Source organism: Mycobacterium sp. 852002-53434_SCH5985345, assembly GCF_001667155.1.
In the GTDB taxonomy this organism is placed as follows: domain Bacteria; phylum Actinomycetota; class Actinomycetes; order Mycobacteriales; family Mycobacteriaceae; genus Mycobacterium.
In genome coordinates, this window is record NZ_LZIE01000090.1 from 199,344 (window position 1) to 224,378 (window position 25,035).

Below are 25,035 nucleotides of genomic sequence, written 5' to 3' on the forward strand. Positions count from 1 at the left end.
CCTACCGGTTAACGACGGTGACCGGGTGCAGGTAGGGCAGGTCAGTGGAGGGCAGCGGAAACACCAGCTCGCCGAAGGGCGACAACGCACCCGTCCGGTCGGTCGCGAGTTCGCTCACCGCGTGGTCGTCGTGGTCCGTCGTCGGCCAGCCGTTGTCGACATACCTGGTCTTGCGCGCTTTACCCTCAGCAGTGTCAGCCACGCCGTCCATTCTGACAGGTCACTCTCGCGCGTGTCCCGCAAGACCGCCAGTTGGACCGCTCATTCGTTGCCTGCTGGCGACCCGCCGACTGTTTTACGCTGGTCAGCAATGACCGACAACACCCCGGATATCCCGCTGGGGTCGTGGTTGGCCGACTTGCCCGACGAGCGGCTGATCCGACTGCTAGAGCTGCGGCCGGACCTCGCCCAGCCCCCGCCCGGCAGCATCGCCGCGCTCGCGGCGCGCGCTCAGGCACGCCAGTCGGTGAAGGCCGCCACCGACGACCTCGATTACCTGCGGCTGGCGGTGCTCGACGCGCTGTTGGTGCTGCAGGCCGATGCCGCGCCGGTGCCGACGCCGAAACTGCTGGCGCTGATCGGTGAGCGTGCCCCCGAGGCCGACGTGGTCGGGGCGTTGGACGATCTCCGGGAGCGCGCCCTGGTCTGGGGCGACGCCGCGCTCCGCGTGGCCCCCGACGCCGGCACGGCCCTGCCGTGGCACCCGGGACAGGTCACCCTCGAGGACGCCTCGCGAAGCGGCGAGGAGATCGCCAACCTCATCGACGGCCTGAGCCAGGCCCAGCTCGACGTGCTTAAAAAGCTTCTCGAGGGTTCCCCGATGGGCCGCACCCGTGACGCCGCGCCCGGCGCACCCGCGGACCGCCCGGTGCCCCAGCTGCTGGCGATGGGGCTGCTGCGACGCATCGACGCCGAGACGGTGATCTTGCCCCGCCACGTCGGGCAGGTGCTGCGCGGCGAACAGCCCGGTCCCATGCGGCTGACGGCGCCCGATCCGGTGAGGTCGACGACCACCACCGACGACGTTGACGCGGCGGCGGCCGGGGCCACCATCGATCTGCTGCGGGAACTCGACGTGCTGCTCGGAACGCTCGCCGCCACACCGATTTCCGAGCTGCGCAGCGGTGGGCTGGGAATTCGTGAGGTCAAACGGCTCAGCAAGGTGACCGGCATCGACGAGTCGCGGCTGGGCCTGATTCTCGAGGTGGCGGCCGCGGCAGGCTTGATCGCCAGCGGGATGCCCGATCCGGAACCGGCGACGGGTGACGGACCGTACTGGGCACCGACGGTGGCCGTCGACCGGTTCGCCGCGCTGTCCACCGCCGAGCGCTGGCAGTTGCTGGCCACTAGCTGGCTGGACCTGCCCAGCCGGCCGGCTCTGATCGGAACCCGGGGACCCGACGCCAAACCCTATGGCGCGCTCACGGATGCGCTGTACTCGACGGCGGCGCCGCTGGATCGCCGGCTGTTGCTGAGCACGCTGGCCCAGTTGCCGCCGGGCGCCGGTGTCAGCGCGGTCGAAGCGTCGGCGGCACTCATCTGGCGGCGCCCCCGCTGGGCGAAGCGGCTGCAGCCCGGGCCGGTGGGTGATCTGCTGGCCGAGAGCCACGCGCTGGGCCTGGTGGGGCGGGGGGCGCTGAGCACCCCCGGCCGCGCCCTGCTGGACGAGGGCGCCGACTCCCAGGCCGCTATCGACGCCATGGCGCGGGCCCTGCCCCGACCGATCGATTATTTCCTGGTCCAAGCCGACCTGACCGTGGTGGTGCCGGGGCCACTGCAGCGCGACCTCGCCGAGCAGCTGGCCGCGGTGGCCACCGTCGAGTCGGCCGGTACCGCGATGGTGTACCGCGTCAGCGAGCAGACGATCCGGCACGCGCTTGACGTCGGGAAGACCCGCGACTGGATGCATGCCCTGTTCGCCAAGCACTCCAAAACACCTGTCCCACAGGGCCTTACTTACCTCATCGACGATGTCGCACGCCGGCATGGCCAGCTGCGGATCGGCATGGCGGCCACGTTTGTGCGGTGCGAGGACCCGGTGCTGCTGGCCCAGGCCGTTTCCGCGCCCGCCACCGAAGGGGTGCAACTGCGTGCCCTGGCCCCGACGGTCGCGGTGTCCCCCGCGCCGATCAGCGAGGTGCTCGTCGCGCTGCGTGCGGCGGGCTTCGCGCCGGCGGCCGAGGACTCCACCGGCGCCATCGTCGACGTCCGTCCCCGGGGCGCCCGGGTGGCCACCCCGCAACAGCGGCGGCCCTACCGACCGATGCCGCGGCCCAACAGCGAGAGCCTGAACGCGGTGGTGGCGGTGCTGCGGAAGGTGACCGCCGCGCCGTTCGGCAACAATCGCGTCGACCCGGCGGTCACCATGGCGTTGTTGCAGCGCGCGGCCAGGGAACAAGACACCTTGGTGATCGGTTATTTGGATGCCGCGGGTGTCGCCACTCAGCGGGTTGTGTCGCCGATCACCGTTCGGGGGGGTCAGCTGACGGCCTTCGACTCGGCGTCGGGGCGACTGCGCGACTTTGCCATCCACCGCATCACGTCGGTGGTATCGGCCGACGGCCGATAATGGATCACGCGAGAAATGAAAAGGAGCCGCGCCATTGACTGACGGCCCGTTGATTGTGCAGTCCGATAAGACGGTGCTGCTCGAGGTCGACCACGAGCAGGCCGGTGCGGCGCGCGCCGCCATCGCGCCGTTCGCGGAGCTGGAGCGCGCGCCCGAGCACGTGCACACCTACCGCATCACACCGTTGGCGCTATGGAACGCACGCGCCGCCGGCCACGACGCCGAACAGGTCGTCGACGCGCTGGTCAGCTTCTCGCGCTACGCGGTGCCCCAGCCGCTGCTGGTCGACATCGTCGACACCATGGCCCGCTACGGCCGGCTGCAATTGGTCAAACACCCGGCGCACGGCCTGACGCTGCTGAGCCTGGACCGGGCCGTGCTCGAGGAAGTGCTGCGCAACAAGAAGATCGCACCCATGCTCGGCGCCCGGATCGACGATGACACCGTCGTCGTCCACCCCAGCGAGCGTGGCCGCGTCAAGCAGATGCTGCTCAAGATCGGTTGGCCCGCAGAGGATCTCGCGGGCTACGTCGACGGCGAGGCGCACGCGATCAGCCTGGCGCAGGAGGGCTGGCACCTGCGCGACTACCAGCAGATGGCCACCGATTCGTTCTGGTCCGGCGGGTCCGGCGTGGTGGTCCTTCCGTGCGGGGCCGGCAAGACGCTGGTTGGCGCGGCCGCGATGGCGAAGGCCAGCGCGACGACCCTGATCCTGGTCACCAACATCGTCGCGGCGCGGCAGTGGAAGCGCGAACTGGTGGCGCGCACCTCGCTGACCGAGGACGAGGTCGGCGAATATTCGGGAGAACGCAAGGAGATTCGGCCCGTCACCATCTCGACGTATCAAATGATCACCCGCCGCACCAAGGGCGAGTACCGGCATCTGGAACTCTTCGACAGCCGCGACTGGGGGCTGATCATCTACGACGAGGTCCACCTGCTGCCGGCGCCGGTGTTCCGGATGACCGCCGACCTGCAGTCCAAGCGCCGCCTCGGGCTGACCGCCACACTGGTCCGGGAAGACGGCCGCGAGGGCGACGTGTTCTCGCTGATCGGCCCCAAGCGCTATGACGCGCCGTGGAAGGACATCGAGGCCCAGGGTTGGATCGCCCCGGCCGAGTGCGTCGAGGTGCGCGTCACCATGACCGACAACGAGCGCATGATCTATGCCACGTCGGAACCCGAGGAGCGATACAAGGTTTGCTCAACCGCGCATTCGAAAATCGCCGTGGTGAAGTCTATCCTGGACAAGCATCCCGGCGAGCAGACGCTGGTGATCGGCGCCTACCTCGACCAGCTCGACGAGCTGGGTGCCGAGCTGAACGCCCCGGTGATCCAAGGGTCCACCCGAACCAAGGAACGCGAAGAGCTGTTCGACGCGTTCCGCCGCGGTGAGGTGTCGACGCTGGTGGTGTCCAAGGTCGCCAACTTCTCCATCGATTTGCCGGAAGCCTCTGTGGCGGTGCAGGTTTCGGGTACGTTCGGCTCACGCCAAGAGGAAGCGCAGCGGCTAGGGCGGCTGCTGCGACCCAAGGCCGACGGTGGTGGCGCCATCTTCTACTCCGTGGTGGCGCGCGACAGCCTGGACGCCGAGTACGCGGCGCACCGGCAGCGTTTCCTGGCCGAGCAGGGCTACGGCTACATCATCCGGGACGCCGACGACCTTCTGGGCCCGGCGATTTAGGCCCGGCGAGCTGAACTCGCCCCGCTTGCTGCGTCTGCGCCCGCCAGCTACTAGAGCGACAAGATGGTCGCCGAGGCGGTTCCGGGCGCGCCGTAGACCTGGGCCAGGCCGACGCGCGGGCTGCCGGGCACCTGGCGCTCGCCCGCCTCACCGCGCAGCTGGCGCACCAGTTCGTGCATCTGCCGCAGCCCCGACGCGCCGATCGGCTCGCCGTTCGCGATCAACCCCCCGTCGGTGTTGACCGGCATCGAGCCGTGGATCTCGGTGGCGCCGTCGGCCAGCAGCTTCTCCTGCTCGCCGTCGGCGCAGAGGCCCGTCTCGGCCATATGGATGACCTCGTTGCCGGCGTCAGTGTCCTGGAGCTGGGCGACGTCGACGTCCTCGGGGCCGATGCCGGCCGCCTCGTAGGCCGCGTTGGCCGCGTAGACGGTCGGGGAGACGTCCTCGTCGAGCGGCGCGAAGGTGGCATGTACTTCATAGGCACCGTAGCGGCGGGTGCGGATCTCGCAGGCTCGCACGTACACCGGCTTGTCGGTGAACTTGTGCGCCATGTCGGCGCGGCACATGATCACCGCCGCGGCCCCCTCGTCGGGCGCACAGAACATGTATTGGGTCAAGGGGTAGTTGAGCACGGCCGAATTGAGAATCTCTTCCTCGGCAATCGGCTTGCGCCGGAACGCATTCGGGTTCAGCGCACCGTTGCGAAAGTTCTTTGCCGCCACCTTCGCCAGGGTGGCCTGCGAAATGTTGTGGTCGTGCAGGTACTTGTTGGCCTTCATCCCGAAGAACTTGGTGGTGACGAACTGCCCGTTCTGGGCGTACCACTGCGGCAGCGCCAGCTTGGCGGGGTCGTCGGTGAACGCGCCGCGCGGATGCTTGTCCAGCCCGATGGCGATGCCGATGTCGTACTTGCCCAGCCGGATGGTGTCGGCGGTCTGCTGGATGGCGCTGGCCGCGGTGGCGCACGCGTTGAACACGTTGGTGAACGTGATGCCAGTGAGACCGACCAGGCGAGTCACCGCGTCGGGGTTGGACACCTCGTGGCTGCCGCCGAAACCGAACTGGATGTCCTTCCAGTCCACGCCGGCGTCGCTCAGCGCCGACTGAATCGCCTCGGCGCCCATCTGCATCGCAGTCTTGTCGAACCTGCCGAACGGATGCAGGCCCACGCCGATGATGGCGACATCGTTGGTCATCTCAACCTTCTCCTGGGTAGCTGGTGGGCCGCGCTTGCGATCGCCACTAGACCGGCTGGAACGCGAACGTCATGATTTCGGCGCCCTCTTCGTCGGTGGTCAGCGGAATCATGGTGAGCTCGACCTCCTGGCCGAACTCCAGCTTGGCCGGGTCGTTCTCCGTCAACCGCCCCTCGACCCGGATGACGTCATCAAGCTGGACCAACCCGACGCCGAACGGAACGAAGTCCTTGCCGGTCGGGCCGGCATAGGGCGCCCCGGGCGGGAAGCCCTGCGTGGTCCACGCGACGAGGGTTCCGCGGCGCGGCAGCAACACGTCGGTCATCTCGCCAAGGCTGCAGCGCGGGCACCACTGCTGCACCGGAAAGGTGGTGGCGCCGCAGCTGCCGCACCGGCTGCCGATCAGCTGTGGGCTCTCGTCGGGCCAGGTCGAGATCTCGGGGGCGAGCGCTTTTTGCATCGGGGATCCTCCAGAAGCGTCCACGGTGTGCCGACAGAATGTTGCTCACTGAACCGTATAACAGCTTTCCGATAAGTGGAAACCGCATTCTCATTCTTGGCCGCGCCGGGCAGATAGGTTGGGATCGCCGCCGCAACCGAGGAGACGACCATGCCAGTCACGGTGATACTCGAACTGAAATTCAAGCCCGACGCCGTGCCGCAGGCGCGCGACGTCATGGGCCGGGCTCTACAAGACACCCGGGCGTTTCCCGGGAACCTCGGTACCGACGTGCTCGTCGACGAGGACGACGAAACCCACTGGCTGATCTACGAACTGTGGGACACGGTCGAGCAGGACGAGGCCTATCGCGCGTTTCGCGCCGGCGAAGGCCGCCTCACCGACCTGCCGCCGCTGCTGGCCGAGCCTCCCGTCAAGAAGAGGTATGTCACCTCCGACATCTGACGGCTAGCTGAGCGCGGGAATCACCTCGCGCTCGAACAACTCGATGCCGGAGCGGTCGTACGCGGCCTCCGGGAAATAGCAGATGGCGTATTCGCACCCGAGGTCGCGGAGCTTGGCGATCCGCTCGATCACCTGTTCCGGTGTGCCCGTCGCCGAATCGGGTCCGCTGCCGGCGGCCAGCATCGCGTCGGCGGCCGCCTCGGGCACGTACCGGACGACCCGGTCGCGGACGCGCCGCAGCCTGTCCTTGACGTCGGCGTCGGAGGTCCCGACGACCGCGTTGAAGTTGGCCGACCGCACGATGGCCTCGAAGTCGCTGCCCACCTGCTGACAGTGCTGCGCCAGCACTTCGGACTTGTGCGCGAACGCCTCGGGCTCGGGCGCGAAGTTGGTGTACTGCGCGTATTTCGCGGCGATGCGCAAAGTCACCTTCTCACCGCCACCGGCGATCCACAGCGGAATCCCGTTGTCCTGCAGCGGCTTAGGGGAAACGATTGCGCCGTCCACCTGGTAGTGCTTGCCGTCGAAGCTGACCTTGCCGTCGCGCCAGGCAGCACGCATGATCTGTACGCCCTCGTCCAGCCGGGCCAGCCGCACGCCGGCCGACGGGAATCCGTAACCGTAAGCGCGCCACTCATGTTCGTACCAGCCACCGCCGATGCCCATCTGGATCCGCCCACCGGAGATGATGTCGGCGGTCGCCGCGACCTTGGCCAGGTACACCGGATTGCGGTAGCTCATCGCGGTGCACATCTGGCCGAGTTTGATCCGCGACGTGACCGCCCCGTACGCGGCCATCAGCGACCACGCCTCGTGCGTGGCCTCACCCGTCGGCAGTGGGACGGTGTGGAAATGGTCGTAGACCCACAGCGAGTCCCACGCGCTGCTGTCGGCGTAGACAGCCAGGTCGCGCATCACCGCCCAGTGCTTCTCCGGTTCGATGTCGACCAGATCCATTCGCCAACCTTGCGGGATGAAGAGACCGAAGCGCATAGCAACGGACTCTAACCCGCCGCCCACCGCCACAGCGCAGAAGGCAATTCCCTCCGCTGCCGCGGGCAGCCCTCCCCAGGCCCCCGCTAGGCTTACCCATCGACAAGCAAGCGGGAGGTCGGCGTGCGCGTACTGGTCTCCGGCGCCAGCATCGCCGGCCCGGTGCTGGCCTACTGGCTGAACCGTCGCGGCTTCGACGTCACCGTCGTCGAGCGCGCGCCCACCCTGCGCAAGACCGGCGGCCACGCCGTCGACCTGTTCCGTCCCGCGATGGAGATTTCGGCGGAGATGGGTGTCCTGCCTCAGATCGAGGCGCTCGCCACCGGAACGAACCGCATGACCATGCATCGGGAAGGCCGGCCCCGGCCCATCGAGATCGACCTCACCAAGATCTACGCCGCCACGTCCGACCGGCACGTGGAGATCATGCGCGACGACCTCAGCGAAATCTATTACGCCGCCGGTCGCGACGACGTCGAGTACCTATTCGGGGACTCGATCACCTCGATCGACCACGACGGCGAGGTGACGTTCGAGGATGCCCCGGCCCGCCGGTTCGACGTCGTCGTCGGCGCAGACGGGCTGCACTCCAACGTCCGACAGCTGACCTTCGGCGACGAAGCCAACCTCACCCGATTCCTCGGCGGCTATCTGGCGGTGGTATCGGCGCCCAAGGCACTGGCCGGCCAGGGCGAGATGACCTGCCACGTCGGCGTGGGCCGCCTCGCGGCAATCTACACCGCCGAGCACCTGGACGACGCGCGCGCCGTCTTCCTGTTCCGCACCAAACAAGAGCTCGACTATGACCATCGGGATGCGCTGCGGCAGAAGGCAATCCTGCGCGACACTTTCGCCGACATGCACGAGCAGGTGGACGATTGGCTCGGCGAAGTCGACCGCACGGCCACGTTCTACTTCGATTCGATCAGCCAACTGCGGCTGGACCGATGGTCCCGGCGGCGGGTGACCCTCGTCGGCGACGCGGGATACTGCCCCGGACCCGCGGTGGGCGGCAGCACCAGCCTTGCCGTGCTTGGCGCCTACGTACTGGCCGGAGAGCTCGCCGGGGCGAACGGCGACCACCTGCGCGCGTTCGCGGCCTACGAATTGCAGATGCGTGAACCGGTGCACCGCAGCCGGGCCTTTGCGCGCGGCGCCGCCAAGGGCATCATCCCCGGCTCGCGACTCGGAGTGTGGGCGTTGACCCATGGCGCCCGACTGATTTCGCTGTTGCCCGGGTCGCTTTCGCGGTCGCTGGCGAAGCTGAACGCCAACGGCGTCCGGATGCACGATTCGATGGCGGTGCCCGACTACAGCGCGACCGACCTACAAGCGAACGAAAGGAAAGACCGCCGATGGAACTAGCCGGTGTGGGAATCTGGAGCAGCCAACTGCGATACGGTAATCCGTCTGAATCCGCTGAGGCGGCAGCGGAATTGGACGAATTGGGTTTTCCGGCGCTGTGGATACCCGACGTTGGCGGGCCGGTGTTCGACGCGGTCGGCAACTTGCTCGCCGCCACCAAGCGGACCGTGATCGCAACCGGGATCCTCAACCTGTGGATGCATGCGCCGAGCGATGTCGCTGACTCCTATGCGACCTTGACCGCCGAACATGGGGACCGCTTCCTACTCGGCATCGGGGTCAGCCACGCACCGCTGATCGACGCGGGCCAGCCCGGGCGGTACCGCAAACCGCTGGCGGCCACGGCGGCGTTCCTGGACGGGCTGGATGCTGCCCCACGTCCCGTACCGGCCGAAAGTCGGGTCCTCGCCGCGCTCGGTCCAAAGATGCTCACCCTGGCCGCAACCCGCGCCCGCGGGGCCCACCCTTACCTGGTCACCCCCGACCACACCGCCTCGGCCCGTTCGACTTTGGGCGAGGGCCCCCTGCTGCTGCCGGAGCAGACGGTGATCCTGACCGACAGCGCCGACGAGGCGCGACGCATCGGAACCGACTGGCTGCGGGCGTATTTGGCGTTGCCCAACTACGCCAACAACCTGCTGCGCACCGGGTTCGCCGAAGAGGACCTCACCCAGGTCAGCGATCGGCTCTTCGACGCCATCATCGCGTGGGGTGACGAGGAGGCGATCATGCGCAGGGTCGCCGAGCATCGTTCGGCCGGCGCCGACCATGTGTGCGTCCAGGTGCTGCTGGCCGACCCGAAGGTGTTCCCGCGCGAGCAATGGCGCCGAATCGCCGCCGCCTCCAAGTAACCCCGCGGCGATCACGCTTAGGGTGGGGTATGGCTTCCAAGCAGACGCTGTTTCGGATTTTCTACCGCATCGGCTTCACTCCCTGGGACGGTCACCCGCTCGCGCAGAGCGTGCGGAACCTGGTCGAGGGGACGGCCGACACGCCTGCGCTCCCGCGGGGCTCGGCCCTCGAAGTCGGGTGCGGAACCGGTGACTGCTCGATCTATCTCGCCCAGCACGGTTGGAAGGTCACCGCGGTCGACTTCGTCGCCAAGCCCCTCGAGCGGGCACGCGCCAAGGCCGGGGCCGCCGGCGCGGCGGTCGACTTCGTCCAGGCCGACGTCACACAGCTGAGCCGGACCGGCGTCGGTTCGAACTTCGAGTTGATTGTCGACAACGGTTGCCTGCACAACATGAGCGACGACGATCGTGAGGCCTATGTCCGGGAGATCAGCGCGGTGGCGGGCCCCGATGCGCGACTGCTGATCGTCGCATTCGTTCCCGGCGGCAGGGTGGGAGTGCGCGGCATCGACCACACCGAGATGGAACGACGCTTCGCGCCCACCTGGACGATGCTGTCGGCCGGCGACGAGCGCGAGCTGGACCGCGCCGAGAAGACGCCGGCACGGTACTACCTCTTCCAGCATCGAGACACATAACCAGGTGCGATGACACGCCGTACGCCGTCGCAACGTTTTATGTCCCGCGTGTCAGCGCACGCAAAAGCCCCCGAAGACAAGCGCTTCGGGGGCTTTCGCGACCGCGAGACCTAGGCCAGCGAGTCGGGCGGCAGGAAGCGGTCGCCGTACTTGGCTGCCAGCTCGCGGGCACGGGCCACGAAGGCTTCCTTGCCCGTACCGCCCGCACCCTCGTAGCCGACGATGAACTGCGCGCTCCCACCGGTGTACGGCGGAAAGCCGATGCCCATGATCGACCCGATGTTGGCGTCTGCGGTCGACGTCAACACGCCCTCGTCGAGGCACTTCTGCGTTTCCAGCGCCTCGGCGAACAGCATCCGGTCGATCATGTCCTGCAGCGGCGGCTGCGACGAACCGGACTTGAACGTCTCCCGCAGGCCCGGCCACAGCCCGGTGCGCTTGCCGTCGACGTACTCGTAGAAGCCCGCGCCCTTCAGCCGCGACGGGCGTCCGATCTCGATCATCTTCTCCACGACGGCCTCGGCCGGGTGCGGCTCGTAGGTACCGCCCGCGTCCTCGACGCCCTTACGGGTGGCGGCCGCGATCTTGTGCATCAGTTCGAGATTCAGCTCGTCGGACAGCTGCAGCGGCGGGGCCGGGTAGCCGGCCTGCGAGCCGGCGTGCTCGATGCTGGCGGGTTCGACGCCCTCACCGAGCATCGCCAAGGCCTCGTTGACGAAGGTACCGATGACGCGGCTCGTGAAGAAGCCGCGGCTGTCGTTGACCACGATCGGGGTCTTGCCGATGGCGAGCGTGTAGTCGAACACGCGGGCCAACGCCTCGTCAGAAGTCTTCTCGCCCTTGATGATTTCGACCAGCGGCATCTTGTCGACCGGTGAGAAGAAGTGGATCCCGATGAAGTCCTCCTGCCGCTTGACGCCGGTCGCCAGACCGGTGATCGGCAGCGTCGAAGTGTTGGACCCGAGCAGAGCGTTCGGCTCGACGATGTCCTCGATCTCCTGGAACACCTTGTGCTTGAGTTCCTGGCTCTCGAACACCGCCTCGATCACGAAGTCGACGCCCTTGAAGTCCGCGGCGTCGGCCGACGGCGTGATGCGATCCAGCAGCGCCTTGCTCTTCTCCTCGGTGGTCTTGCCGCGCTGAAGCGCCTTGGCCTCAAGCTTTTCCGAGTAACCCTTGCCCTTCTGCGCGGCCTCGAGGCTGACGTCCTTGAGCACCACGTCGAACCCGGCCTTGGCGGAAACGTAGGCGATGCCGGCGCCCATCATGCCCGCGCCCAGCACACCGATCTTGTTGATCTTGACGGGCTCGATGCCGTCGGGCCGCGAGCCCCCGCCGTTGATGTGCTGCAGGTCGAAGAAGAAGGCCTGGATCATGTTCTTGGCGACCTGGCCGGTGACCAGGGAGGTGAAGTAGCGGCTCTCGATGCGGCTGGCGGTGTCGAAGTCCACCTGGGCACCCTCGACGGCCGCGTCCAGGATGGCCCGCGGCGCCGGCATCGGCGCGCCCTTGAGCTGCTTCTTCAACAGCGCGGGGAAGGACGGCAGGATGCCGGCCAGCCCGGGGCTGGACGGGGCGCCGCCGGGCATCTTGTAGCCCTTGGCATCCCACGGCTGGGTGTGCGCGTCGGGGTTGGCCTTGATCCACGCCTTGGCGGCCGGAACCAGTTCGTCGACCGAGCCGACGAGCTCGTCGACCAGCCCCATCTCCTTGGCCTTGTCCGGCTTGAACCGGGTGCCCTGGGACAGCACGTTCATGAACGCGTTCTGGATGCCGAACATCCGCACCGAACGAGTGACGCCACCCGCACCGGGCAGCAGGCCCAGCGTCACCTCGGGGAAGCCGAGGACGAGGCCCTTGACGTCGGCCGCGATGCGGCGGTGACAAGCCAGGCAGATCTCGAGGCCGCCGCCCAGCGCCGCGCCGTTGATGGCGGCGACCACCGGCTTGCCCAGGGTCTCCAGGGCCCGCAGGTCGCGCTTGATGCCCTCGACCTCGGCGAAAATCTCGCCCGCGTTCTCCGGGCCGGCTTGGATCATCGACTTCAGGTCACCGCCGGCGAAGAAGGTCTTCTTCGCGCTCGTGATGACCACGCCGGTGATCGAATCCTTCTCGGCCACAAGGCGTTCGACGGCCTTGTGCATCGACTCCTTGTAGGCGTCGTTCATCACGTTCGCGGACCCGGTGGGGTCGTCGAGCGTCAGCGTGACGATGCCGTCGGCATCCTTATCCCACTGGATGGTGTTCTCTGCCATGGTCTTAAACCCTCTCGATGATGGTGGCGACGCCCATGCCGCCGCCGATGCACAGCGTGATCAGCGCGCGACGCGCGTTGCGGCGCTCGAGCTCGTCGACCATGGTGCCGGTGATCATGGCGCCGGTGGCGCCCAGCGGGTGGCCCATCGCGATGGCACCACCATTGACGTTCAGCTTCTCGTCGGGAATGTTGAGGTCCTTCTGGAACTTCAGCACCACCGAGGCGAACGCCTCGTTCAGTTCGAACAGGTCGATGTCGTCGACGGTCAGTCCCGCGCGGTCGAGGACCTTCTGGGTGGCCGGGGTCGGGCCGGTCAGCATGATGACCGGGTCGGAACCACTGGTCGCGGTGGCGACGATGCGCGCAAGTGGGGTCAGGCCCTGGGACTTGCCGGCAGCCTCCGAGCCGACCAGCACCAGCGCGGCGCCGTCGACGATGCCGGAGCTGTTGCCCCCGGTGTGGACGTGGTTGATCTTCTCGACGTAGTGGTACTTCTGCAGCGCCACGTCGTCGAAGCCGCCCATTTCGCCGATGCCGTCGAACGCGGTCTTCAGCTTGGCCAGGCCCTCCATTGTGGTGTCGGGCCGCATGTGCTCGTCGTGGTCGAGGATGACCAGACCGTTCTGGTCGCGCACCGGCACGACCGACTTGGCGAAGTAGCCGCCCGACCAGGCCTCGGCGGCCTTCTGCTGCGAGCGCAGCGCGTAGGCGTCGACGTCGTCGCGGGAGAAGCCCTCGATGGTGGCGATCAGGTCGGCGCCGATGCCCTGCGGCACGAAGCCGATCCGGTAGTTGGTCTCCGGGTCGAGTGCCCAGGCGCCGCCGTCGGAGCCCATCGGGACGCGGCTCATCGACTCGACACCGCCGGCCAGCACCAGGTCGTCCCAGCCGGAGCGCACCTTTTGCGCGGCGGTGTTGACAGCTTCCAGCCCCGAGGCGCAGAACCGGTTGAGCTGCACCCCACCGGTGGTCTCGGGCAGGCCGGCCACCAGCGCCGCGGTCCGGGCGATGTCGCCGCCCTGGTCACCGACCGGGGACACGACGCCCAGGATCAGGTCGCTGATCAGGTTCTCGTCGAGGTCGGGGTTGCGCCGGCGCAGCTCGTCGACCAGCCCGACGACCAGGTTCACCGGCTTGACCTCGTTCAGCGAACCGTTTTTTTGCTTGCCGCGCGGCGTGCGGATGGCCTCATAGATGAAGGCTTCTTCGGACATGTCGAGTTCCTCTTCGCAAGTGGGTTTCGGATCCGTATTAAAGGTAGGTCCAGATACCGCACCCTAACAAAGTGCCCGGCCAACCTGTTGGTTGGGCCGATCACCGCTGGTCAGTGAGCCGAGCTGGGGAACCCCCGCTTGCGGGGGACACGCTGGCGTGACGCTGGACGGCGAGCGCCACACTGGCGTGACATTCGAGCACCGAAGCCCCCTAAGCTCGACCAGCATGACGGTGTCGCGACTGCGTCCGTACGCGACGACGGTGTTCGCCGAGATGTCGGCGCTGGCCGCTCGGGTCGGCGCGGTCAACCTCGGCCAGGGTTTCCCCGACGAGGACGGGCCCGCGGCCATGTTGAAGGCCGCCCAAGACGCCATCGCCGAGGGAAAAAACCAGTACCCGCCCGGCATCGGCGTCGCACCGCTGCGGCGCGCCATCGCCGCCCAGCGGCAGCGGCATTTCGGCATCGAATACGACCCCGACACCGAAGTGCTGGTGACGGTCGGGGCCACCGAGGCCATCGCGTCCGCGGTGCTGGGCCTGATCGAGCCCGGCTCGGAGGTCCTGCTGATCGAGCCGTTCTACGACTCCTACTCGCCGGTGCTGGCGATGGCCGGCGCGCACCGGGTGGCCGTGCCCCTGGTGCCCCATGGTCGTGGCTTTGCCTTGGACGTCGAGGCCCTGCGCCGGGCGGTGACGCCACGGACCCGTGCGCTGATCGTCAACTCCCCGCACAACCCGACCGGCACGGTGCTCAGCGCGGCCGAGCTGGCAGCCATCGCCGAGGTCGCCGTCGCCGCCGACCTCTTGGTGATCACCGACGAGGTCTACGAGCACCTGGTGTTCGGGGACCACCGGCATCTGCCGCTGGCCGGCTTCGACGGCATGGCCGAGCGGACGATCACCATCTCCAGCGCGGCCAAGATGTTCAACTGCACCGGCTGGAAAATCGGATGGGCTTGCGGCCCAGCAGAACTCATCGCCGGGGTACGTGCGGCCAAGCAGTACCTGAGCTACGTCGGCGGCGCGCCGTTCCAGCCCGCGGTGGCTCTCGCGCTCAACACCGAGGACGCGTGGGTGGCCGCGCTCTGCAGCTCTTTGCAGGCCCGTCGCGATCGGCTGGCCGCCGGGCTGTCCGAGATCGGCTTCGAGGTGCACGACAGCGCCGGCACCTACTTCCTGTGCGCCGACCCCCGCCCCCTGGGCTACGACGACAGCACCGCGTTCTGCGCGGCGCTGCCGGAAAAGGTCGGGGTGGCAGCCATTCCGCTGTCGCCTTTCTGCGATCCGGCGGGCTCGCATCCCGACGTGTGGAATCACTTGGTGCGGTTCACCTTCTGCAAACGCGAAGACACCCTTGACGAGGCGATCAGGCGGCTGGCTGCCTTGCGGTGACGGGCCGGCTACCCGGCCGAGCCGAGGCCCCCGACCACGCGCTTGCGCAGCCCCTCCAGCGCGGAATCGAGGATCTTCTTGCGGGCCCGGTTGACCCAGAACTCGGGCAGCGGCGCAAATGGTTCGACGGTGATGGCGAACCGCACCCTGGTCTTGTCGTAGCCCTCCCTGGTCAGGGTGTACTCCCCGTGCTGGCCACGTTGCTGGGCAGTCTTCTGCGCGTCCCACACCATCCAGTCCGGCCCCCAGTGGTATTCGAGCAGTTCCGTGTCGTGGATGCCGGTGACCGCGATGGTGACCTTCACGTGGTGCGGTCGGCCGTCGGGGTGCTTGTCGACGACTTCCACCCGCTTGTGCACCGACGACCATGAGGGCACGGCGTCCATGTCGGCCAGCGCCTCCATGATCACTTCCGGAGGCGCGTCAATGACGATTTCCGACGACGCTTGAACGGCCACTACTAATAAGTTAGCAACCGCTCAGCCGCAGACGAAGGCAAAAGCGCGAGCCGCTGACTATTCCGGCTCCGTCGAACCTTTGAAGTGCTTTACCAATTCGCACAAGCCCTTTACCGATGAGTCAAGAACGCTTTCGCTGGCCCGCCGGACGATGAAGGCGGGCATCGGCCGGCCGGGCTCGACCGTCACGTCGAAGCGCACGCGGGTCTTGTCGAGACCTTCGGGTTTGAGGTTGTACTCGACGTGCTGACCGTGCTGCTGGGAAGTCCCTTTGGCGTCATAGACGACCCAATCGGGACCCCAGTGATATTCCAGGATCTCCTTGTCGACGAGCCCGAGAATCTTGATCGTGGTTTTCACATGGTGGGGCCGACCGTCGGGATAACGGTCGATTACTTCGATGTGTTTGTGGAGCGGTGACCACGATGCCAGCACGCCGACATCGATCAGCGCCTCCATGACCACTTCTGGCGGCGCGTCGACGACAAATTCCCGTGATGCTTTTACGGCCACTGCGCTCAACCTAGCAATGCCGGCCCCGGTGCGGAATGGTTCGGCGTAACAGGCTGGCTACCAGTCGATTTCGGCGAGCGGCGTGGTGGCCGCCGGTGGCCGACCCACCGGTGCGGCCGGGGTGCGCGAGAAGCGTGGACCGGGCGCGGCCTGGTCGACGCCGTGGTCGGTGATCACCGTGGACCGCGCCCGCAAGTGTTCGTCGGCCGCCGCCTCGCTCCACGTCAACACCGCAGTGACGCACGCATCGGTGCCGGCGAAGATGGTCGTCCACTCGTCACGGGTCCGGCTGCCGAACCGTTTCGCGAAGACCTCGTACATCTGCGGGTAGGACCCGATGTCGAGCTGGCCGGGCACCTGGTCGGGCGACAGGCCGAGGCCGGTCAGCAGCGCCGCGAAAAATTGCGGCTCGATGGCGCCGACGGCCAGGTATTTGCCGTCGGAGGTCTCGTAGCAGCGATAGAACGGGGCACCGCCGTCGAGCAGGAACGACTCGCGCCGGTCACGCAGCGCCCCGGTCGACTTCATCGTCCACATCATCTGGGCGAGCAGGCTGACGCCGTCCACCATCGCCGCGTCGATGACCTGCCCCTGACCCGAACGTTCACGCTCGTAGAGGGCGACCGCGATGCCGAGCAGCACCAGCATCGAACCGCCACCGAAGTCGGCTACCAGATTCAGCGGCGGCATCGGGGGCCGGTCAGCGTAGCCCAGAGCCGACAGCGCGCCGGTCCGCGAGAGGTAATTGATGTCGTGCCCCGCCGTCTGGGCCAGCGGCCCGTCCTGCCCCCAGCCGGTGATCCGCGCGAAGATCAGTCGCGGATTGACCGCCGCGCATTCGTCGGGACCGATGCCGAGTCGCTCGCAGGTGCCCGGACGGAAACAGTCCAGCAGTACGTCGGCTTTGGCGGCGAGATCCAGCAGCGCCTGCGGGTGCGCCTTGACGTCCAGGTCGACGATTCGCTTCCCGCGATGCAGCAGATCGCGGTCCTCGGGCGGCATTGTCAGGCCGCCCGGGCGCCGCACGCGCACCACGTCGGCGCCCAGGTCGGCGAGCATCATCCCGGCGTGCGGCCCCGGGCCGATCCCGCCGAGCTCGATCACCTTCACCCCGGCGAGGGGACCGCCGTCGCCCACCGCGGTTAGTTGCCCTTCTTGACCTTGAGCACCCGCTCGCGCAGCGCCTTGGTCGCCGAATCGATGGTGCCCTTCACGGCGCGTTTCAGGACGAAGCCGGGCAGTGGCACATTCGGGTCCGCAAGGAGCTCGAACTTGACCAGGGTCGCGTCGCCCTGCGGTATCAGGGTGTACTTGCCGTCTTGCGCCTTCTGCTGTGAGGAGCTCACCAGCGTCCAGCTCACCGCGTCGTCCGACCAGGTGTAGGCCACCACCTGCTCGTCGGTGATCCCGGCGACCTTCACCTTCATCTTCACTTGGCTGGGCCGCCCGTCGTCGCCGGTCGAGAGGACCTCCGCACTCTGATGGGGTTCGGACCATTCGGGCATCGCCTCGAAATCGGCGATGACGTCCAGAATCTCCTCCGGACTGGCTTCGATGACGATGTCGCGGGATTCCTTGAGTGCCATGGCCCGCACGATACTGAAACGGCGTCCCGCCCGGAACGGATTCGACCGAGGTACCGTCGTGCTTGTGCCTGAGGCAGCGACTGAGCCCGTCTACACCGTCGGCGACTACCTGTTGGACCGCCTCGCCGAACTCGGCGTCACCGAGATCTTCGGCGTTCCCGGCGACTACAACCTGGAATTCCTCGACCACATCGTCGCCCACCGCAGGATCCGGTGGGTGGGCAACGCCAACGAGCTGAACGCCGGCTACGCCGCCGACGGGTACGGCCGGCTACGCGGAATGTCAGCCGTGGTAACGACTTTCGGCGTCGGTGAACTTTCGGCGGCCAACGCCATCGCGGGCAGCTATGCCGAACAGGTGCCCGTGGTGCACATCGTCGGCGGACCGTCCAAAGACGCGCAGGGCACCCGGCGCGCGCTGCACCACTCGCTCGGTGACGGCGACTTCGAGCACTTCTTCCGGGTCAGCCGCGAGATCACCTGTGCCCAGGCCAACCTCATGCCCGCGAACGCCCGCCGGGAGATCGACCGGGTGCTCTCGGAGGTGCGCGAGCAGAAGCGCCCCGGATACATCCTGCTGTCCACCGACGTGGCCCGCTTCCCCACCGAGCCGCCCGGTGATCCGCTGCCCCGCTACGCCGGTGGCACCAGCCCGCGCGCGCTGTCCCTGTTCGCCGAGGCCGCGTCCGAGCTCATCGCCGACAACCAGCTGACCGTGCTGGCCGACTTGCTGGTGCACCGGTTGCAGGTGGTCAAGGAACTCGAGGCGCTGCTGACGGCCGACGTGGTTCCCTACGCCACGCTGATGTGGGGGAAGAGCCTGCTGGACGAAAGCTCGCCCAATTACCTGGGGATCTACGCCGGTTCGGCCAGCGTCCCGGCGGTGCGCGCCGCGATCGAGGAGGCACCGGTGCTGGTGACCGCCGGCGTGGTATTCACCGACATGGTCAGCGGCTTCTTCAGCCAGCGGATCGACCCGGCGCGGACCATCGATGTCGGGCAGTACCAAAGCAGTGTGGCCGGCGAGGTCTTCGCGCCGCTGGAGATGGGCGCCGCGCTGGAGGCGCTGTCGACCATCCTGACCAGGCGCCCGATCACGTCGCGGCCGGTGGCGGCGCCACCCGCCGGCGATCTGCCCCCGCCCCCGCCGCGCGATCAACCGCTGACGCAAGAGATGCTGTGGGACCGCCTCTGCACTGCCCTCACACCGGGCAACGTGGTCCTCGCCGACCAGGGCACGTCCTTCTACGGCATGGCCGACCACCGCTTGCCCCAGGGCGTCACATTCATCGGCCAACCCCTTTGGGGCTCAATCGGTTACACGCTGCCCGCCGCACTGGGCGCCGGGGTCGCACATCCGGACCGCCGGACCGTGCTGCTGATCGGCGACGGCGCCGCCCAACTCACCGTCCAAGAGCTCGGCACCTTCTCGAGGGAGGGGCTGTCTCCGGTGATCGTGGTTGTCAACAACGACGGCTACACCGTCGAACGAGCGATCCACGGAGAGACGGCGCCCTACAACGACATCGTGAATTGGAAGTGGACGGACATTCCCAACGCGCTGGGGGTGGCCGATCACCTGGCGTTCCGGGTGCGGACCTACGGCGAGCTCGATGACGCCTTGACCGCGGCCGCGCAGCACCGCGACAGCATGGTGCTTGTCGAGGTGGTCCTGCCGCGGCTCGAAATCCCGCCGCTGCTCGTCGAACTCGTCCAGCCGACATCGCCGGACGGCAGCGTTCGCCGCTAGGGGCGCCGTGTCATCCGGGCCCAGAGCGAGTGGGTCCGCCGGCCGGGTCGGACGAGCGCAGCATCGCCTGGACGGTTCGCCGGCAACGCCCGCAGTCGGCGCCTGCTCCGCAAGCCTGGGCGACATCCTTGGTGGTGCAGGCCCCGGCTTCGACCGCCTCGGTCACCGCTTGGCTGGTGACTCCGTTGCACAGGCACACGAACATCGCGTTGGCCGCTCAGTCCGCCTCGATGCGCATCATGTTGGTGAATCGGCCGACGAATATCGGTGGGTAGGGCCCCATTCCGGCGCCGGACATCCACTCGGCCGCGGCGTCGGGATGCTCGATCCATCGCCGCGCGCTCTCTTCGTCGGGCAGCTCCGACATGATCAGCACCTCGTGCTCATCATCGAAGGCCTGGAATATCCATGTCTTGCGGATGCCGGCCGCGACGAATCTGTCGGTGGCCGAGGCGACTTCGGCGGTAAGGGCCGACACGTCGTGGACGGACGCGATGGTGGCGACCACGACGCCTGGCGCCTCGGGCGTCGCGGTGGGCGCCGGGACGAACCTGTCGACGATCTCGCCGGCGAAGACCGCCGGAATGTCGTCGACGCCGGCCGCGTCGAACCAGTCGAAGAAGACCCGCGAGCGCAGCAGCTCCACGATCGGCTCGCGGCTGTGGACTCCGATCATCACCAGCACGCGGCCGTAGTCATGCGTCGAGGTGTAGACCAGGACGTGGTGGGCGCCGATGTCGGACAGGGCCGCCTTTCTGCGCTCGAGCAGCGGCCATACCCGGCTGGGGTCCGGGACGCGGTAGTCCGACGCGATCACCATCGAATGAATGTCGTTCGTCATCACCGCCGCCTCACACCGGATTCAACGACGAAGGTACTCGATGATCGCGGCGCCAACGGCGCCGGGCTGTTCGGGGAACAGGGCGTGGCTGGCGTCGTCGATGACGGTGGTGCTGACGCGGTCGCCATTGCGGGCGCGCAGGTCGCCCCATTCGGCGCGGTGGTGAAACGGGTCGAGGGCGGCGATGATCTCGAACACCGGCGCGTTCCCCGCGTCCCAGTAGTGCGTGACATCGGTGTGGTGTACGCAGGCCACTTGCATTGCAAGGGTTTCGGGGTACCAGCCGGTCAGCCATATCGAGGCGTCGTGGCCGGGCGCGAAGAAGGCGGTCCGCAGCGCGTCCAGCCGGGCCGCGTCGGGAAGGCTGAGGTCACCGGCGCGCATCGGGGCTGAATTAATCTGTGGATCCACGGTTTTCCCGGCTGCAGCGGCCAGAATCACCGCCTCCACCTTGTCGGGATGGTGCACGGCGGTGACGCGGGCGACGAAGTTGCCGAAGGCGTGCCCGAGGATCACCGCGGGCCCGTCGGCCAAGTCGTCGATCACCCCGGCGATATCACCAGCCATGTCGGCGAAGGTGACATCGCTCATCGGCCCGGAGGAGCCGGCGACCCCGCGCGGCTGCGGACGCAGCACCCGGTATCCCGCGGCGACGAGCGCGGCGGTCAACGCGTCGAAGTCGCCACCGGCGTCGCGTCCATAGGACGGGATGACGACGACGGCGGGTCCGTGTCCGTCGACGACGGTGTCGATCGACGCCTGCGCGGTAGTGACGACGTGCCGGGTCATGCGTCCGGGCCGCCCGTCGGGGCCGTTGCAGCGTAGTCCAATTCGACGCGAAGCACGGCGGCGCGCCGGACCACTCCGTCGGGAGGGGCCGTGGTGCCGCCGTCGGTGGTCACGTAGGCGATTCGGCCGCGCTCCCCGTCCGCCCGGCCCCAGGCGGCGCTCGACGGCCCGACCAGGATGTCGTCGAACGGGTCACCGGCGATGTGGCGGACCTCGCTGCCGTGCCGCAGCTGCAACGGCACCCGGTCGAGAGTGTTGGCGCGGTGCCTGGTGACGTATGCGAACCCGGCGCGTTCGTCGAGGCAGAAGTCGTCGGCGTTGTCGATCGCGGCGACGAATTCCGCTGAACCAGCCGGGCTTAGCGTCGACGGGTCGACCGGGACGCGCATGAACACCTTCTGCGCGGTCGAGGTGTAGTACAGGTAGCCGGTGCGTGGGCCGTAACGTACGCCGTTGACCCCCGGTTGCGGGGGCGGCGGCACCTCGCTGTCGGGATCGAAGGCCATCGTGTCGTGGGCCAGCCAGACCTGCGCGGAGGCTTGCCGCGCATCCTGGTCGAGGTCGACTCGCCAGATCAGGCCGGCGAAGCAGTCGGCGACCGCCAGCACCCCCGGCGCGAGCAGGCAGCTGCCGTTGAGTCCGCGGGCTCGCTCGTCGAAGGTGTAGATGAGCTCTGGCGTCATGGGTCGTCCGGGCGCCCAGTCGGTGAGATCGATTCTGGCCAGGTGTGATTCCCCGGTGGTGTAGGCCAGCGTCAGGTTGACGACGAAGACGTCGGGCGCGACCTCGACGATCCCCGTGACCGGGCAATCGAAGGTGTGCAGCAGAACCGGGTCGACGAGTGCGCCGGGCCGGGGTGGCGGCACCCACCACAGTTCGCGCTGTAGGACGGCGGTGATCAGCAGCGAGCCGTCGGCGCGCACGGCGAGGTTCTCCAGGAAGTACTTTTGGGGGAAGTGGGCCACGGGGGTGAGCGTCACGGTGGGCAGCGGTGGGAGCGGCATGGTGATCCTCGATGGTCAGTGGTCGTCCGGAGCGGGAATTGCGAAGGCGTTGAGAATGCCGCAGACGGTGTGATAGATCCCGGTCAGCACGGTGATGTCGAAAACCCCTGCGGCGCCGAACCGTTGCCTCGCTTCGTCATACAGCGCGTCGTCGACGTGATGATCGGTGGACAGCGCCCGGGCCAGGCGATGGGCGGCGCGTTGGTCGTCGGTGAGCGCCTCGGGTTCGGTGCCGGCGACCAGTTCGGCGATCACCGACTCCGACAATCCCACGTGGCGGGCCACCGCGGAGTGGGCGTACAGCTCGTAGGGGGCGCGCCACACCGAACCGACGGTGAGGAGCACCACCTGCCGAGTGCGCTGGTCCAGCGACGTGCATTGCTGTTCGGCCGCTTGCAGTTTCAGGAATGCCGCGGACAGCCCCGGGTTGAGCAGGCTGGGATTGAAAGGCCCGATCAGGCGCCCGTCTGCGGTGGCCGCCGCGAATCCGCAGCGCCGCGCCCATGCCAGCGCGTTGGCCGTGATGTCGTCGAACAACTCCCGCGCGGTGTCGTCGAGAGCGGCCCGGTCGGCCAGGTCGAGGCGGCCGCCCAGACCATGTGCGGGGCCGCTCACTGCTCCAGCCCCTCGGCATTGGCCGGCACGTCGAAGGCGGCCAGCGTCAGGCACACCATGGTGAACCAGCCCAGCAGCACCGCCACGTCGACGATGCCCGCGTCGCCCAAGAGGTCCCTGGCGCGCCGGTACAAACCCGTCGGCACCACCCGTGGCGCGACCAATGCGGACGCCAACTCGTAGACCACCTGCTCTCGCGGGTCGTCGAACGATGCCGGCGATCCCGCGATGAGCGCTTCGACCCGCCGGGGGTCGAGGCGGCCGGCGCGCTCGGCGATGATCTCGTGCTCATAGGTGGCGTACGCGCTGCGCCACTGCGCGGTGACCACGAGGGTGGCGATCTCGATCTCGGCTTTGCTCAACGTGGAGTGCCGCTGAAAATAGGCGCCGGTCGGCGCGATCGTCGTGGACAACGCCGGGTTGGCCAGCCAGATCTTGTGGGGGCCCGGAACGAGCCCGCGCAGCACGCGGGTGAACTCGTAGGCCTGTTTCATGGCCGGGTCCATCTGGTCGACCGGTGTCTCCACGAACCGGCCGAACGTCCCGAAGTCGCTTGCCTCACTCATCTGCCCGTCACCTCCGCTGCTGGTCGAGGGGTCGGATAACGCGAACGAACATTCACTTTTATGGTGTGCCCTGAGTCGGACGATGTCAAACGCGAACGTTCATGCTTTTTTGTGCTACGCTGAGCCGTATGCCGAAAGTCACGCCCGAATACCGCGCGGAGCGGCGCGCGCACATCCTGGCGGCCGCGCGGCGTTGCTTCATCCGTAACGGGTTCCACGCCGCCTCGATGCACGACCTGGTCGAGGAGGCGGGAATGTCCTCCGGTGCGGTGTACCGCTACTTCCCCAGCAAGGACGCTGTCATCGAGGCGATCGCCGCCGACAACCTCGAGCGGGTCGTCGCCGTCATCGGACAAGCCATCGACGATGGCGCCACCCCGCAGGCGGCCATCGCGACCGTGCTCGACTTCGTCACCCGCCGTCACGGCGAGGACGGCTTCGCCGCCATCGCCGTGCTGGTGTGGTCGGAAGCCCTGCGCAACGCGACGCTGGCCGCGCATCTGCGCGAGGCCATCGGCACCGCGCTCGCCAAGCTGAGCACCGATGCGCCGCCTCAGTCCGGTGTCCGAATCGACCCGACCGCCGTCGCCGACTTGCTGCTGTGCGTGCTGCCGGGCTATCTCATGCGGTTGGCCCTAGGCGGCCCCGAGGCTGTCGAGAACGTTCCCGCCGCCATCGAGAAGGTGCTCAATGTCCCCGAGCGGTCACCGGCTCCAGCGTAAGCATCTCCACCAGAACAGCTTTCGAAAGACGCCTATCGCTCTACGCGATGGGCGAGTGATAGATGCACCAATGCGCTTCTCCCCCACATGAATTAGATGTAAAGGTACCGCGAATACTCCAGAAATGCCGGAATATCGGCCACACAGATGTGGTTGGGGGTGGGTATGAAAGCAATCGGTTACACCGATTTCGGTGGCCCAGAAGTACTGCGGGCCTTGCAGTTACCGGAGCCCCATGCCGGGCCCGGGCAGGTCCGGGTACGCGTGCATGCGGCGGCGGTCAATCCCGCCGACACGGCGGCACGGTCGGGATGGATGAAACGCAACTATCCGCCAGATACTCTCCCGGGAGGCCGCTATCCCGATCCACCGTACGTGACGGGCTGGGACTTCTGCGGTGTTCTCGACGAGGCCCCCGACGGTGGTCCGATCGGCATTGGCGAGCGAGTCGTCGGACTCACGCTGAGCCCGATGGGCAAGGTCGGCGCGTATGCCGAATACGTCGTGACCGATTCCAGGTCGGTGGTGCGGGCGCCGAGCGACGCCACAACCGTTGCGGCGTCCACTCTTCTGATGAATGCCGTGACCGCGTACGCGATGCTCGAAGCGCTGGCCGTTCCCGCCGGCGGCACCGTCGCGGTGACCGGGGCCGCCGGAGCCCTGGGGGGCTACGCGGTAGAACTGGCGAAACATCAAGGGCTGCGGGTGGTTGCCGACGCCGCCGAGACCGACGACGAACTCGTCAAACAATTGGGGGCAGACGTCGTCGTACGCCGCGGTGACGGACTGGCCGAGCGCATCCGCGAGTGGGTACCCCCGGGGGTGGACGGTGTCGTCGATGCGGCGTTGTACACCGACGCCATCGTGCCCGCGATCCGGGACGGGGGCGCAGTCACCTCGGCCCGCCAGCACGTTGGCGCCGGTGAACGGTCCATCAGCTGGCACGTGGTGTCCGTGACCGAACACACCACGCGCACCGATGTGCTCAGCACTCTGCGAGATCTCGTGGAGGCCGGTGCCTTGACCCTGCGCGTCGCCGACACCCTGCCCGCCGAGCGGGCCGCCGACGCGCATCGGCGACTGGAAGCCGGCGGACTCCGCGGGCGCCTGGTGCTCACCTGGTGACT

26 protein-coding genes are annotated in these 25,035 nt (G+C 67.8%); 10 read left to right on the forward strand and 16 right to left on the reverse strand.

All coding sequences use genetic code 11. The annotated features are described in order from the left end of the window. Nucleotide 1: 1 nt before the first annotated feature. The gene (locus A5756_RS22545) at nt 2-202 is read right to left on the reverse strand and encodes a hypothetical protein (RefSeq protein WP_156744849.1); all 201 of its coding nucleotides are present in this window, start codon (nt 200-202) and stop codon (nt 2-4) included. Between the two features lie 108 nt (nt 203-310). Between A5756_RS22545 and A5756_RS22550 the strand changes: the two genes are divergently transcribed. Next, a complete protein-coding gene (locus A5756_RS22550; RefSeq protein WP_066957624.1) occupies nt 311-2,569 on the forward strand; it encodes a helicase-associated domain-containing protein in 2,259 nt (752 codons plus the stop codon). Nucleotides 2,570-2,603: 34 nt separating this feature from the next. Beyond that, nucleotides 2,604-4,253: a DNA repair helicase XPB gene (locus tag A5756_RS22555; protein WP_066957626.1), complete on the forward strand. Its 1,650-nt coding sequence runs from the start codon at nt 2,604-2,606 to the stop codon at nt 4,251-4,253. Between the two features lie 50 nt (nt 4,254-4,303). Here the strand turns inward: A5756_RS22555 and A5756_RS22560 are convergent, their stop codons facing one another. Together A5756_RS22560 and A5756_RS22565 are read right to left on the reverse strand one after the other, a co-directional pair. Next, nucleotides 4,304-5,449, reverse strand: a complete 1,146-nt coding sequence (locus A5756_RS22560) for a thiolase family protein (protein ID WP_066957628.1) — start codon at nt 5,447-5,449, stop codon at nt 4,304-4,306. Nucleotides 5,450-5,495: 46 nt separating this feature from the next. Further along, nucleotides 5,496-5,909, reverse strand: a complete 414-nt coding sequence (locus A5756_RS22565; protein WP_066957630.1) for a Zn-ribbon domain-containing OB-fold protein — start codon at nt 5,907-5,909, stop codon at nt 5,496-5,498. A 150-nt stretch (nt 5,910-6,059) separates the two neighbouring features. Between A5756_RS22565 and A5756_RS22570 the strand changes: the two genes are divergently transcribed. Next, nucleotides 6,060-6,353 carry a putative quinol monooxygenase gene (locus tag A5756_RS22570; protein WP_066957632.1) on the forward strand — a complete coding sequence of 98 codons (294 nt, stop codon included), beginning with the start codon at nt 6,060-6,062 and terminating at the stop codon, nt 6,351-6,353. A gap of 3 nt (nt 6,354-6,356) precedes the next feature. On the opposite strand, the gene A5756_RS22575 is transcribed toward A5756_RS22570, so the two are convergent. Then, nucleotides 6,357-7,346 carry an LLM class F420-dependent oxidoreductase gene (locus A5756_RS22575; protein ID WP_066957634.1) on the reverse strand — a complete coding sequence of 330 codons (990 nt, stop codon included), beginning with the start codon at nt 7,344-7,346 and terminating at the stop codon, nt 6,357-6,359. Between the two features lie 123 nt (nt 7,347-7,469). Here A5756_RS22575 and A5756_RS22580 point away from each other — a divergent pair, with 123 nt between their 5' ends. The 3 genes from A5756_RS22580 to A5756_RS22590 are packed head-to-tail and all read left to right on the forward strand — an operon-like array spanning nt 7,470 to nt 10,200. Beyond that, complete coding sequence (locus A5756_RS22580; RefSeq protein WP_066957641.1) at nt 7,470-8,711, forward strand: FAD-dependent monooxygenase; 1,242 nt, start codon at nt 7,470-7,472, stop codon at nt 8,709-8,711. Further along, nucleotides 8,702-9,562, forward strand: a complete 861-nt coding sequence (locus tag A5756_RS22585) for an LLM class F420-dependent oxidoreductase (RefSeq protein ID WP_066957643.1) — start codon at nt 8,702-8,704, stop codon at nt 9,560-9,562. The genes A5756_RS22580 and A5756_RS22585 overlap by 10 nt, the downstream gene beginning before the upstream one ends. A gap of 29 nt (nt 9,563-9,591) precedes the next feature. Next, nucleotides 9,592-10,200 carry a class I SAM-dependent methyltransferase gene (locus tag A5756_RS22590; protein ID WP_066957645.1) on the forward strand — a complete coding sequence of 203 codons (609 nt, stop codon included), beginning with the start codon at nt 9,592-9,594 and terminating at the stop codon, nt 10,198-10,200. A gap of 110 nt (nt 10,201-10,310) precedes the next feature. On the opposite strand, the gene A5756_RS22595 is transcribed toward A5756_RS22590, so the two are convergent. Both A5756_RS22595 and A5756_RS22600 read right to left on the reverse strand, forming a co-directional pair. Continuing rightward, nucleotides 10,311-12,455 carry a 3-hydroxyacyl-CoA dehydrogenase NAD-binding domain-containing protein gene (locus tag A5756_RS22595; RefSeq protein ID WP_066957647.1) on the reverse strand — a complete coding sequence of 715 codons (2,145 nt, stop codon included), beginning with the start codon at nt 12,453-12,455 and terminating at the stop codon, nt 10,311-10,313. A 4-nt stretch (nt 12,456-12,459) separates the two neighbouring features. Continuing rightward, entirely contained in the window at nt 12,460-13,671 is a 1,212-nt protein-coding gene (locus A5756_RS22600) for an acetyl-CoA C-acetyltransferase (RefSeq protein ID WP_066957650.1), read from the reverse strand. Nucleotides 13,672-13,897: 226 nt separating this feature from the next. Between A5756_RS22600 and A5756_RS22605 the strand changes: the two genes are divergently transcribed. Next, nucleotides 13,898-15,064, forward strand: coding sequence for a pyridoxal phosphate-dependent aminotransferase (locus A5756_RS22605; protein WP_066957652.1), 1,167 nt, complete (start codon nt 13,898-13,900; stop codon nt 15,062-15,064). An 8-nt stretch (nt 15,065-15,072) separates the two neighbouring features. On the opposite strand, the gene A5756_RS22610 is transcribed toward A5756_RS22605, so the two are convergent. Genes A5756_RS22610 through A5756_RS22625 form a run of 4 tightly spaced genes read right to left on the reverse strand, consistent with a single transcriptional unit; the run spans nt 15,073 to nt 17,621 of the window. Further along, nucleotides 15,073-15,522, reverse strand: coding sequence for an SRPBCC family protein (locus tag A5756_RS22610; protein ID WP_066957654.1), 450 nt, complete (start codon nt 15,520-15,522; stop codon nt 15,073-15,075). Nucleotides 15,523-15,579: 57 nt separating this feature from the next. Next, a complete protein-coding gene (locus A5756_RS22615; protein ID WP_082948249.1) occupies nt 15,580-16,035 on the reverse strand; it encodes an SRPBCC family protein in 456 nt (151 codons plus the stop codon). Between the two features lie 57 nt (nt 16,036-16,092). After that, nucleotides 16,093-17,172 (reverse strand): CaiB/BaiF CoA-transferase family protein, encoded by a 1,080-nt coding sequence (locus tag A5756_RS22620; RefSeq protein ID WP_082960073.1) that lies wholly within the window; start codon nt 17,170-17,172, stop codon nt 16,093-16,095. 5 nt (nt 17,173-17,177) lie between these two features. Beyond that, nucleotides 17,178-17,621: an SRPBCC family protein gene (locus A5756_RS22625; RefSeq protein ID WP_066957657.1), complete on the reverse strand. Its 444-nt coding sequence runs from the start codon at nt 17,619-17,621 to the stop codon at nt 17,178-17,180. 64 nt (nt 17,622-17,685) lie between these two features. Here A5756_RS22625 and A5756_RS22630 point away from each other — a divergent pair, with 64 nt between their 5' ends. Further along, a complete protein-coding gene (locus A5756_RS22630) occupies nt 17,686-19,371 on the forward strand; it encodes an alpha-keto acid decarboxylase family protein (protein WP_066957828.1) in 1,686 nt (561 codons plus the stop codon). 10 nt (nt 19,372-19,381) lie between these two features. On the opposite strand, the gene A5756_RS25670 is transcribed toward A5756_RS22630, so the two are convergent. The 6 genes from A5756_RS25670 to A5756_RS22655 are packed head-to-tail and all read right to left on the reverse strand — an operon-like array spanning nt 19,382 to nt 23,186. Continuing rightward, a complete protein-coding gene (locus tag A5756_RS25670) occupies nt 19,382-19,576 on the reverse strand; it encodes a bacterioferritin-associated ferredoxin (protein WP_067791454.1) in 195 nt (64 codons plus the stop codon). Nucleotides 19,577-19,588: 12 nt separating this feature from the next. Beyond that, nucleotides 19,589-20,215: a fatty-acid--CoA ligase gene (locus A5756_RS22635; protein WP_197505491.1), complete on the reverse strand. Its 627-nt coding sequence runs from the start codon at nt 20,213-20,215 to the stop codon at nt 19,589-19,591. An 18-nt stretch (nt 20,216-20,233) separates the two neighbouring features. After that, nucleotides 20,234-21,001 (reverse strand): alpha/beta fold hydrolase, encoded by a 768-nt coding sequence (locus tag A5756_RS22640; protein ID WP_066957661.1) that lies wholly within the window; start codon nt 20,999-21,001, stop codon nt 20,234-20,236. Continuing rightward, nucleotides 20,998-22,005: a hypothetical protein gene (locus A5756_RS22645; RefSeq protein ID WP_066957662.1), complete on the reverse strand. Its 1,008-nt coding sequence runs from the start codon at nt 22,003-22,005 to the stop codon at nt 20,998-21,000. Before A5756_RS22645 ends, A5756_RS22640 begins: the two co-directional genes overlap by 4 nt. 15 nt (nt 22,006-22,020) lie before the next feature. Continuing rightward, nucleotides 22,021-22,620 (reverse strand): carboxymuconolactone decarboxylase family protein, encoded by a 600-nt coding sequence (locus A5756_RS22650; RefSeq protein WP_066957664.1) that lies wholly within the window; start codon nt 22,618-22,620, stop codon nt 22,021-22,023. After that, nucleotides 22,617-23,186, reverse strand: coding sequence for a carboxymuconolactone decarboxylase family protein (locus A5756_RS22655; protein WP_066957666.1), 570 nt, complete (start codon nt 23,184-23,186; stop codon nt 22,617-22,619). The genes A5756_RS22650 and A5756_RS22655 overlap by 4 nt, the downstream gene beginning before the upstream one ends. A 128-nt stretch (nt 23,187-23,314) precedes the next feature. Between A5756_RS22655 and A5756_RS22660 the strand changes: the two genes are divergently transcribed. Next, the gene (locus A5756_RS22660; protein WP_066957669.1) at nt 23,315-23,908 is read left to right on the forward strand and encodes a TetR/AcrR family transcriptional regulator; all 594 of its coding nucleotides are present in this window, start codon (nt 23,315-23,317) and stop codon (nt 23,906-23,908) included. Nucleotides 23,909-24,073: 165 nt separating this feature from the next. Further along, nucleotides 24,074-25,033 carry an NADP-dependent oxidoreductase gene (locus tag A5756_RS22665; RefSeq protein ID WP_066957671.1) on the forward strand — a complete coding sequence of 320 codons (960 nt, stop codon included), beginning with the start codon at nt 24,074-24,076 and terminating at the stop codon, nt 25,031-25,033. The last annotated feature ends 2 nt before the right edge of the window (nt 25,034-25,035 follow it).